The 11,302-nt window shown below is 68.3% G+C and carries 8 protein-coding genes; 7 read left to right on the forward strand and 1 reads right to left on the reverse strand.

Annotated elements, in window-relative coordinates; all coding sequences use genetic code 11:
- Positions 1-152 precede the first annotated feature (152 nt).
- The 3 genes from PLE19_07510 to PLE19_07520 all read left to right on the forward strand — a co-directional run bounded on the left by PLE19_07510 (position 153) and on the right by PLE19_07520 (position 4,511).
- Positions 153-1,982, forward strand: a complete 1,830-nt coding sequence (locus tag PLE19_07510; GenBank protein HPD14779.1) for a sodium/solute symporter — start codon at positions 153-155, stop codon at positions 1,980-1,982.
- 115 nt (positions 1,983-2,097) lie between these two features.
- Positions 2,098-3,060 (forward strand): PEP-CTERM sorting domain-containing protein, encoded by a 963-nt coding sequence (locus PLE19_07515; GenBank protein HPD14780.1) that lies wholly within the window; start codon positions 2,098-2,100, stop codon positions 3,058-3,060.
- Between the two features lie 14 nt (positions 3,061-3,074).
- Entirely contained in the window at positions 3,075-4,511 is a 1,437-nt protein-coding gene (locus tag PLE19_07520) for a DUF1566 domain-containing protein (GenBank protein HPD14781.1), read from the forward strand.
- A gap of 284 nt (positions 4,512-4,795) precedes the next feature.
- Here the strand turns inward: PLE19_07520 and PLE19_07525 are convergent, their stop codons facing one another.
- Positions 4,796-5,095: a hypothetical protein gene (locus tag PLE19_07525; protein ID HPD14782.1), complete on the reverse strand. Its 300-nt coding sequence runs from the start codon at positions 5,093-5,095 to the stop codon at positions 4,796-4,798.
- A gap of 591 nt (positions 5,096-5,686) precedes the next feature.
- Here PLE19_07525 and PLE19_07530 point away from each other — a divergent pair.
- From PLE19_07530 to PLE19_07545, 4 genes are all read left to right on the forward strand, one after another.
- Positions 5,687-8,281, forward strand: coding sequence for a GH116 family glycosyl hydrolase (locus PLE19_07530; protein HPD14783.1), 2,595 nt, complete (start codon positions 5,687-5,689; stop codon positions 8,279-8,281).
- A 457-nt stretch (positions 8,282-8,738) separates the two neighbouring features.
- Complete coding sequence (locus tag PLE19_07535; protein HPD14784.1) at positions 8,739-10,088, forward strand: chorismate synthase; 1,350 nt, start codon at positions 8,739-8,741, stop codon at positions 10,086-10,088.
- Positions 10,085-10,648, forward strand: coding sequence for an HAD family hydrolase (locus PLE19_07540; GenBank protein ID HPD14785.1), 564 nt, complete (start codon positions 10,085-10,087; stop codon positions 10,646-10,648). The genes PLE19_07535 and PLE19_07540 overlap by 4 nt, the downstream gene beginning before the upstream one ends.
- Positions 10,649-10,661: 13 nt before the next feature.
- Entirely contained in the window at positions 10,662-11,222 is a 561-nt protein-coding gene (locus PLE19_07545) for a carbonate dehydratase (protein HPD14786.1), read from the forward strand.
- Positions 11,223-11,302 lie beyond the last annotated feature (80 nt).

Raw genomic sequence — 11,302 nt, forward strand, 5'->3', positions numbered from 1 at the left:
ATCCTCGGGCACAGGGCCCGACGGCTCGGACAGGTCAGACCGGTCCGACAGGTCGGACGGCCGCCTCACGCGCCGGCTCGCCCCTTGCGCCCTCCCGCACACACGGTTATATTGGGCGTGCCATCAGGCCCATGCCCCCACGGGAGACCACCATGATGAGACTCCTGACCATCGCCCTGCTCGCCGCGTCCTCCGCGGCCCTGGCCGCCACGCCGCCCCCCGCCCTGCCGCTGATTGACCCCGAGCCCTTCAAGAAGGCGCTCGAGGAGCACGTGGACGCCAAGTTGCGAGGCATCCTGGTCCACGAGGAGATTGAGGGGCACCTCGAGACGCCGATGAGGGTCGAAGTCCTGGGCTTCGAGGAACTCCGCCCCCGCGGCCCCGTCGCCGAAGCCAGCGTCAAGGTCGTTGTGCGGTCCGACGCCCACGAGGGCGCGGGCACGTGGAAGGTGGACTTCGAGCTGAGGGACGGGGCGTGGCAGGTGGCGCGAATCGAGATACCCAAGCGAAGCTTCGGCGTGGCCAACTACGCGATGGTGCTCCTCTACCTGGGCGGCATGCTCGCCATCGGCTGGTGGACCAGCCGCCGCATCTCGGGCACGCGCGGCTTCTTCATCGCCGAGGGGAAGCTCAACCACATCGTCGTCGGCATCTCGCTCATGACCACGTACCTCTCGGCGTTTACGATGATGGGCCTTTCCGCCTCGGCCTTCAGCAACAAGGACTGGACGTGGGCCATCCAACTCCCCTTCCTGGTCATCACCGCGTTCGTCATCACGCGCTTCGTGCTGCCGCGCTACCGCGAGGCGGGGGTGATCAGCGTGTACCAGTATCTCGAACAGCGCGTCCACGTGTCGGCGCGCCTCCTCGCCTCACTCTCATTCGTCATTTTCTCAATCGCCCGGATGGGCCTGGTGCTCTACCTGCCGGCGCTCGCGTTCAGCATCATCACGGGCTTCCCGCTGGTGTGGACGATCGTGGTGATGGGCGCCGTGGTGACCGCCTACACGGCCATCGGCGGCATCGAGGCCGTGATCTGGACCGACCTCGCGCAGGCGTTCTTCATCGTCCTGGGCGCCGCGCTCAGCGTGGTCTTCGTGCTGGCCGACACGGGCCTGGCCGAGTTCGCCCGCGTCACGGCCGCCTTCCACAAGTTCCGCCTCGTCGAGCCCGGCTTTCCCAGGGCCGACCTCACCCAGGTGGTGGCCGTCTGGCTGGTGCTCGAGACAATCTTCCAGACGATCCGCATCTACGGCACCCAGCAGGACATGACCCAGCGCTACCTGACCACGGCCTCGACGCGCAAGGCCAATGCCAGCGTGTGGATCGCGATCCTGGCCTACATCCCGCTCGCCTTCGCCTTCTACTTCATTGGCTCCGCGCTGTTCGCCTACTACACCACGGTGCCCGATGCCACGCTGCCTGCCCTGGTGGCGAACGGGCGCGCCGACGCCATCTATCCCTACTTCGTCGCCAGCCGCCTGCCGGCCGGCCTCGCGGGCCTCGTCATCGCCGCGATATTCGCCGCCGCCATGTCCAGCATTGACGCCTGCATGAACTCCAGTTCCACCGTGTGCATCGAGGACTTCTACCGGCGCTTCAGCCGCATCGAGCGCGACGATGCGCATTACCTCCACGTCGCCAAGGGCCTCACCTGGGCCTGGGGCCTCCTCGCCACGCTCATGGCCCTGTCGTTCATGCAGATCACCCAGGCGCAGGACGTGTGGGCCAAGATCATGGGGATCTCGACCAACGGCGTCCTGGGCCTGATGGCCCTGGCGTTCCTCCCGTGGCGGGTGCACTGGGTTGCCGCGATAGCGGGCTTCGTGCTCAGCTACGTCTGCCTCTTCTTCATGATGAGGTCATCGCTCACCTTCCTCCTCTGGCCCGTCGTCGGCAACACCGCCTGTTTCCTCATCGCCCTTGCCGTCGAGGCGGTGATCCGCCTCGGCGCGGGGCGGCGTGGGCCACAAGACCGTTGACTGCGTACAGCCTCCGCGCTAGCATGAACGCATCGGCCAGAGTCCACGCGGCCTGCCCGTGGACTCGTCGGCGCGTAGCCGCCCGCGCGTCGCGGCAGGGTACAAGGAGCATTCGATGGCGAGGAGAGCGTTCGCTTGTGCAATGGCGTTGGCGCTCGCCGGCGGGGCCTCGGCGGCGCCCATCGAAATCTTCGGTCTCAAGAGCGACAGCGGAGGCCTTGGCGGCCCGTTTCACATCTTGCGCTACGACGTCACGGCCAACTCCTTCTACGACTGCGGCACCATCATTGGGGCTTCCACCAACCTGGCCATGGACGCCAACCGCCGCCTCTACTACATGTACCCCTTCGACTTCTCGCACGTCCTCTATCGGGCCGACCTGGACGGGAGCAACAACCTGATCAACCAGCAGGTCGAGACCACACTGACCCCCGGCCTCAGCATCATTGACGGCTTCACGATCGGCCCCGACCAGAACCTGTACATGACCGGCTACGGTCACAGCGAAATCTACCGCTACATCGTCGGCTCCGGCAACACCTTCGTGACGACCGAAGTCACCCTCCAGGGCGGCGGCCAGAACGGCGACGGCAGCGAGTATCGTTCGGACCTCGCCTTCGACCCGATCACAGGCTATCTGGTCGGCATCGGCATCGCCCCCGGCGGCGTGCGACGCACGCTCTTCCAGATCCCCGGCAACCTCGTGATGAATGGCGTCAACGACAGCTACCCCTGGGAGTACTTCGGCGGAAACTCCTCGCCCTGGGCCTCCCCCACCTTCGACCTCGGCAACCCGGCCAACCCCGGCGGCCCGCTCGGGCCCAACCCCGATGGGGTGGCCTTCGACTTCGCGACCGGCGCCCTCTACCTTTCAGGGGACGGCGAGAAGTTCTCCCTCTGGGACCGCAACACCGCAACGTTGATCAACTACCTCACCGACCCGGGCAGCGGGGCAGACACGGGGATGGGCTTCGACCTCGCGTTCCAGCAGGCCAGCAACATCCCGGAGCCCGCCACAACCATCCTCGTTGCTCTCGGCGCCTCGATGCTGCTGTGCCGGCGCAGGCGTTCGGCGTGACCGAGGGGCGCCCGATGCTCACACGGGCCGCCGCCCATCTGGCCTGGCTGGGCATGCTGGCGAGCCCGGGGGCCGGCAATGAGCGCCTCCCCTACGCTATCGTAGACACGGCGCAAGACCGCTGCTACGATGCGCGCACAGAGATCCCCTATCCCGACAAGGGCGCCCCCTACTACGGCCAGGATGCCCAGTACCAAGGCTCTCGCCCCGCCTACAGGAACAATGGCGACGGCACGGTGACGGATCTCGTGACGGGCCTCACGTGGCAGCGCGACCCAGGCGAGAAGAAGACCTTTCGCCAGGCCGTGGCCGGCGCGGCCCAGTGCCGGCTGGGCGGCCATGACGACTGGCGCCTCCCCACCATCAAGGAGCTCTACTCGCTCATCCACTTCACCGGCACCGACCCCGACCCTCGCCGCACCGATCCCGGCCGCCTCAGGCCGTTCCTGGATGCCGGCGCCTTCGTATTCCGGTATGGCGACCCTGCCAAGGGCGAGCGCCTCATTGATGCGCAATACGCCACGTGCACGAAGTATGTCGCCACCACAATGGGCGGCAACGACACTATGTTCGGCGTCAACTTCGCCGACGGCCGCATCAAGGGCTATCCCGCCGGCCCCCACCCTGCGCGGGGCGAGAAGACCTACTGCGTGCTCTACGTGCGCGGCAACCCCGACTATGGCAGGAACGACTTCCGCGACAACGGCGATGGCACGGTCACCGACCGGGCCACCGGCCTGATGTGGCAGCAGGCCGACAGCGGCAAGGGCATGAACTGGCAGGAAGCCCTCGCGTACGCCGGGGGCCTCGCTCTCGCCGGGCACTGCGACTGGCGCCTGCCTGACGCCAAGGAGCTTCAGAGCATCGTGGATTACACCCGCTCGCCCGATGCCACGCAGTCGGCCGCCATCGCCCCGGTCTTCCAGGCCACCCGCATCCTGAACGAAGGCGGCAAGCCCGACTACCCGTGCTACTGGACAAGCACCACCCACGCCAGCGCCCGCGGCGGCGAATCCGCCGTGTACATCGCCTTCGGTCGGGCGCTCGGCTGGATGGAGGACCCGCGGACCCGCCAGATTGCCCTCCTCGACGTGCACGGAGCAGGCGCTCAGCGCAGCGACCCCAAGGACGGCGATCCTTCACAGTTCCCCCGCGGTCGCGGGCCGCAGGGCGACGTCGTGCGCATCGCAAACTTCGCCCGCTGCGTACGGGGCGGGGGGGTGACCTTGCGCGCCCAAGGCCCGCCTGTCGAGGCCCGCCAACCGCCCGGGGCGCAACCGGTCAGCCCCTGGATGCAACGCGAGGACAGGGATGGGGACGGGAAGGTTTCGCGCGAGGAGTTTGGCGGTCCGCCGGAACACTTCGACCATCTCGACCGCAACGGGGACGGCTTCCTCACCGAGGACGAGGCCCCCAAGGGCCCGCCCCCGCGTCCTGGCCTGCCGCGGTGAAGCGGCTACTCATGCTCACCACGGCATCGAGGCAGCAACGCCTTTCGCCAGACCTTCCACCCCGCGGGAACGGGTGCTGCCTTGGCGCCGGCGCCCCGCGGTGTCTAGGAGCCTGTCCAGGAATCCGCGTGAGGCTGCGACGCCTGCGATTCTGGCCGCAGGCTAGAAGCACGGAGGAGGCGATGCAACGGAGCGCATCGCCGACGAGGTGCGACAACGCGTGCGGCCAGAAGCCGCAGCGTCCCTTCGGGTTGCGGCGCCAGCGGGGATTCTTGGACAGGCTCCTAGCGCCTGATGTCGCGGACCCGCCAGCCCTTGTCGGTCCTCTCGAACGTGACTGTCCAAGTCGGCTTCATGCCGTAGAGGTCGTCCTTCGTGGCCATGCGGACCTTGGCGGTGGCCTCGTCGCCACGCACCTGGATGGTCTCGAAGGCATCGGGCTTCATGTCCATGGAGCCCGTGCGCAGATGCTCCTCCAGCGCCGCCTTGAACGGGGCGGGGTCCAGAGCAGGCTTCTTCTCGCCTCCGCAGCCAACGGCCAGCGCGGCGGCGGTCAGCAGCAGAGCATGCCGGACGTGCGTCATGGCGGGGTTCTCCTGTTGCACGAGGTCGGTCGCATGCCGACACCGCGAGCGTCGGCCGTATTGTACCCCCGGGCTCAGCACCTCACAAGACCACGCGCCTGGCGGGGCGGATGCGGGAGTTTCGGTTCTTCTGGGTTTGGCGATCTCGACTCGCCTGGTCTGGCGCGGGGCGTGGGCATGCCTGCTCGCTGCGGACCTGGCGGACCCTCGGGCGGGCACGGCCGAGCGCCTGGTGAGCGCACCCCGCTCATACTTGCTCAACCCTGAGAGGGGGAAGTGAGCAAGTATGGGTAGATTGGCGACGATTGGCGATTCTCGCGGCTCCGGCCATACTCGCTCATCTGCGGGATGAGCAAGTATGGGGGCGGGAATGGCCGGAGGGCGTAAGGCGGTGCGGCATATAGGGTTATGGGGAGGTCTCGCCGGAGCCGCAGCCCCCGTCCCGCGCTTCCTAGCGGCGGGCATGACGGGATCGCTGAACCCTGACGAGCCAGAATTTTCCTTGACCGCGCGCGGTGCGATGCTATAATTCGGGTCTCTGCGCAACGTGCGCCTGGCTCGGTTCTTCCTCGAAAGGAGGCCCTCGTGGCCGTGAGCAGGCTGCCATACTCGGCCAAGGACCTTTTCCGGCGTGGCCCGCAGCTCACGTATCGCGGGCGCAACCTCGACCAGATCGCCTTTCCCCTCGGCGGCATCGGCACGGGCACGATCAGCCTGGGCGGCTGGGGGCAGCTCCGCGACTGGGAGATCCTGAACCGCCCGGCCAAGGGCTTCAGCCCGCCCGATTGCTTCTTCGCCCTCAAGGTGCGCGAGGAGGGGAAGGAGGCGGTGACGCGAGTCCTTCAGGGCCCCGCCGGCGGCGACTACGTGGGCGGCGGCCACTCGATGCCGCGCAACGCGGGCGAGGGCCTGCCTCACTTCGACCAGGTGTCGTTCAAGGGCGAATACCCCTTCGCCTACGTGCAGTTGCGCGACCCCGCGCTGCCCGTTCGCGTGACCCTCGAGGCCTTCAACCCGCTGATCCCGCTGAACGATCGGGACTCGGGCATTCCGGCCGCGATTCTGCTCTACCACGTGCGCAACACCTCGCGGCGCGACATCACGGTGACGCTCTACGGCAACCTCACGAACATCGTGGGGCACCCGGACGCGGAGGGGCGGGTGAATGAGGCGCGCGAGGGGCCGGGCTTCACCGGCCTTTACCTCACCACGAGCAAGCACGACCCGGCCTCGCCCCAGTTCGGCTCGATGGCCCTGGTGACGATGCGGGAGGAGGCCCTGGTGTGCCCGCGCCACAAGGGCGGCCTGGCCAAGCTCTGGGAGGCGCTGGCCTGGAGCGACGAGTTCCCGCCGCGGCCCGGCCCGGAAGCCACGTCGCACACGGGCACGGTGGCCGTACACGCGGCCATCCGGCCCGCCTCGGAGATCGTGATCCCCTTCTTCATCGCCTGGCACTTCCCCATCGTCGAGCACTGGCAGAAGCGGCGAGCGGAGAACGGCGCGGAGCGCGCAGCCACCTGGCGCAACTACTACGCCGCGCAATGGAGCAACGCGTGGGACGTGGCCGAGCACGTGGTGTCGAACTACGACCGCCTCTACGAGGAGACCCGCCGCTTCCACGACACGCTCTTCTCGTCCACCCTGCCGAGCTACGTGCTCGATGCCGTGAGCTCGCAGCTCTCCGTGCTCCGCAGCACCACGTGCCTGCGGCTCGAGGACGGCACGTTCTACGGCTTCGAGGGTTGCAACAACGCCTCGGGCTGCTGCGAGGGCTCGTGCACGCACGTGTGGAACTACGCGCAGGCCCTCCCCTACCTGTTCCCCAGCCTCCAACGGTCCATGCTCGACGCCCACCTCACCTGGTCCATGAGCGACGACGGCTTCATCCAGTTCCGCATGCCGCTGCCGCTCGGCACCCGGGCGCAGGCGGGCTTCGTGCCGGCGGCCGACGGCCAGAACGGCCTCGTGATGCAGGTCTACCGCGAGTGGCTGATCGGCGGCGACGAGGCCTGGCTCCGCCGCCTCTGGCCCCTGGTGCGCAAGGCCCTCGAGTTCGCCTGGAAGTACTGGGACGCCGATCGCGACGGCGTGATGGAGGGCGTGCAGCACAACACCTACGACATGGAGTGGTGGGGCCCCAACACGATGACGGGCAGCCTCTACCTGGGCGCCCTGCGCGCCGCCGAAGAGCTGGCCCAGGTGGTCGGCGACACCGAAGCGGCCGCCACCTATCGCGCACTCTTCGACAAGGGAGCCGCCTGGACCGACAAGCACCTCTTCAACGGCGAATACTACGAACAGAAGGTCAACCCCCGAGCCAATGATCTCTGGCCCGAGCCGTACAAGAGCGTGAACGACCGCGGCAAGGACGACCGCTTCCCCGACTGGCCCAGGTGGCAGTTCGGCAAAGGCTGCCTCGCAGATCAGCTCATCGGCCAGTGGGTGGCGGCGATGCTCGGCCTCGGCTACCTGTACGACAAGGCGAATGTTCGCGCCGCCCTCCAGGCGATCTTCCGTCACAACTGGCGCCGCACGCTCCACGACCACCCTTGCACCCTCCGCATCTACGCCGTGAACGACGAGGCGGGCCTCCTCATCGCCACCTGGCCGCGCGGCGAGCGCCCCGGCTACGCCTTCTGGTTCTGCGACGAGGTCTGGTGTGGCATCGAGTACCAGGTGGCCAGCCACCTGCTCTATGAAGGCATGGTCGAGCAGGGCCTCGCCATCGTCAAGGGCGTGCGGGACCGCCACCGCGGCGACCGGCGCAACCCCTGGGACGAGTTCGAGTGCGGCCACCACTACGCCCGCTCGATGGCCAGCTACGCGCTGCTCACGGCCTTGAGTGGCTTCACCTACTCGGCCGCCGCGCAGACCATCGGCTTCGCTCCCCGGCTGTTCGAGAGCGACTTCCGCGCCTTCTTCAGCGTCGCGGAGGGCTGGGGCCTCTACGCGCAGAAGATCCGCGGGCGGGAGAAAGACCTGTCGATCCGCGTGGATTACGGCAGCCTGTCGCTGCGCCGCATCCTCACGCCGCTCATCACCCGCAAGGCCACCCAGGTCGCTGTCAGCTTCGTGGGGCACGCGCGCGGCGCCAGCGTGGAGCGGACCCAGGACGGCTATGCCATCGTGCTCGACCGCCCGATCGTCATCGGCAGGGGCGAGTCGATCAAAATCACGTTGTCCTGACGGCTGCTTTCGAGTATAATGCGGGCATCGCCGAGCCGGAGGCCCGGCGGCTTTTCGGACAGTCGGGCTCCCCTTCATCGCCTGTAAGGCAGCTTTGCCGGCCAAGTTGACCTCGCTGTGCCAATCCCTAGGAGCCTGTCCAAGAATCCCCGTGGGCTGCGTTGCCGGCGTCAGCGGGGCGGATGCAAGGCGCGGCTCCGCAGGCGATGCTACGGAGCGCATCGCTGAGGAGACGCAACGCGGCAGACGCCCCGCTGCCGCCGCAACCCGAAGGGACGCCGCGACTTCTGGCCGCAGGCGTTGTCGCACGTCGTCAGCGATGCTCTCCGTTGCATCGCCTCCTCCGTGCTCCTAGCCTGCGGCCAGAATCGCCGGCGTCGCAGTCCCACGCGGATTCTTGGACAGGCTCCCAGACCGTTCGGGAACCCCGCCAGCACAACCACAAGGAGCTACGCCCATGCTGGGATGCCACATCGGACGCAACTTCCAGGTCACCGTCGCCGGCGGCTCGTACCAGGACGGCCTCACGACGATCATCCAGGGCGCGCCCCCGGGCATGCTCCTCGCCGAACAGGCGGTCTACGCGGACCTGCTCCTTCGCAAGCCCGGCGCCGACGAGTTGTCGTCGCCCCGCAAGGAGCCCGACCTGCCGGTCATCTACACCGGCCTCAATGCCGCCGACACCATCGAGGGCGCCGGCAACCGCAACCACACCAACGGGACCCCCATCACGATCCTCATCCCCAACCTCGACCGCCACTTCATCCACGTGAAGCAGTACCAGGACACCAACCGCACCCCCCGGCCCGGCCACGCCTCCTACGCCTCGTTCGTCAAGTACGGCCCCGACGACGACGCCGTGGGCGCCGGGTTCTTCAGCGGCCGCTACACCGCCACCATCGTCGCGGCGGGCCACGTGGCCAAGAAGGCCCTCGCCCTGTTCGGCATCGAGGTCTTCTCCTACATCCGCGAGATGGCCGGCGTGCGCGCCGGCGAGGTCGCCCACGAGGCCGCCCTCGCCTACACCCAGGCCTACAAGCGCATGCGCTGCGACCTCGACCCCTTCTACCAGGAGGTCTACGTCCGAAACCGCATCACGATGGATATGCGCTTCCTCGAGAAAGCCGCCGTCCTCGCCCAGATCGAGGGCGAGATTGACGCCATCCGCGCCAAGGCGCCCCGCCTTTCCCCCCAGGCTGTCCGCGAGAGATACGGCGTCCACCACGTCGTCAACTGCCCCGACCTCGATGCGGCCCAAGCCATGCTCGACGCCTGCAACCGCATCACCGCCACCGGCGACTCCTCGGGCGGCGTCGTCGAAGTCGTCGCCACGGGAGTGCCCATCGGCCTCGGCGAACCGGTCTTCTACAAGCTCGACGCCGAACTCGGCCGCATGCTCGGCATTGGCGCCGTCAAGGGCGTCGAGGTCGGCGCAGGCTTCGCCGTCAAGGACATGACCGGCATCCAGTCCAACGACCCGATGCACAGCGAGGGCGGCAAGGTCGTCTTCGACTCGAACAATGCGGGCGGCATCACCGGCGGTCTCACGACGGGTCAAGCTGTCGTCGCCCGGCTGGCCGTCAAGCCCACGCCCACGATTGACAAGCCGCAGCACACCATTGACAAGTACACGCTCGAGAACCGCGGCCTCGCGGCCATCACGCGCCGCGACCCGACCATCGTGGGCCGCATCTGGCCCGTCGCCGAGGCCTTCACCGCCATCATCCTGCTCGACCACCTGATCGCGCACCTCGGCTACCAGGCCGTCCGCGACCGCGCCTATGCCGCCACGGGACGCACCGCGTGACCGACGCTCCACCCGACGCCGCCACGCCACTGGCCCAGGCCGTGTTCCTCGACCGCGACGGCACGCTGAACGAGGACCGTGGGCATCTGGCCAATCCCGACGACGTCGTCTTCTTCCCCCAGGCGGCCCCCGCCCTCGCGCGGCTCGGGGGCCGCTACCGTCTGTTCATCGTCACCAACCAGCGCGGAGTCGCCGAGGGCATCCTCACCCCCGAGCAGGTGGAGGCGGTGAATCGCCATGTCGTCGCCGTCCTCGCCCGGGCCGGAGTCGCCATCTCCCGCGTCTACACGTGCCCGCACCTGCGCTCGGACGGTTGCGCCTGCATCAAGCCCAACCCCCACTTCCTCCACCGCGCCGCGCAGGAGTTTGGTCTCGACCTCGCCCGTTCGTGGGTCGTCGGCGACCACCCGCATGACGTCGAGCTGGCCCGCCGCGCCGGCGCCCTCGGTCTCTACGTGCTTACCGGGCACGGAGCCAAGCACCGCGCGGAACTATCCCCCGGCACGGTCGTGGTGCCCGGCATCGCCGAAGCTGTTGACTGGATTCTCGCCCATTCCTGAAGAGGACTGCCTCATGGCCGCCGAGCCGAATGCCCGTGGCGACTGCCCGCGAGTGGCCTCTTCCGCCTGTATTCATCCCACGGCGACCGTCATCGGCAACGTCGTCATCGGCGAGAGAGTGCTCATCGCCCCGGGTGCCGTGCTCCGCGCCGACGAGCCCGGCCCCGACGGCGCCGTGAGCCCGCTCATCATCGGCGACGAGGCGAATATCCAGGATGGCGTCGTGATTCACGCCCTCGGGGGCACAACGGTCACCGTTGAGGCCGGCAGTTCGATCTCGCACAGGGCCATCATCCACGGCCCCTGCCGCATCGGCCCGCGGTGCTTCGTGGGCTTCAACAGCGTCGTCTTCAATGCCACCCTGGGCGAGGGGGTCGTTGTGCTACACCTCGCCCTCGTCGAGGGCGTGAGCGTGCCCGACGGCCTGTGCGTGCCAGCGGGAGGCATTGTCCGCGCCGCAGCCGACGTCGCCCGCCTCTCCCCCGCCCCGCCCGATCTCATCGCGTTCGCCGAGCGCGTGCGCCGGATGAACCTGCGCCTCGTGGCGGCCGCCACGCCGCGCCCTACGCAATAGCGCCCAGGGTGTGGGCCGGAATTGTAGGCAGGGTGATTGCCTCTGGAGCCTGAAGGGCTCGCATGGGATAGCCCAGGGCA

The organism is Planctomycetota bacterium (genome assembly GCA_035384565.1).
GTDB lineage: Bacteria > Planctomycetota > PUPC01 > DSUN01 > DSUN01 > DAOOIT01.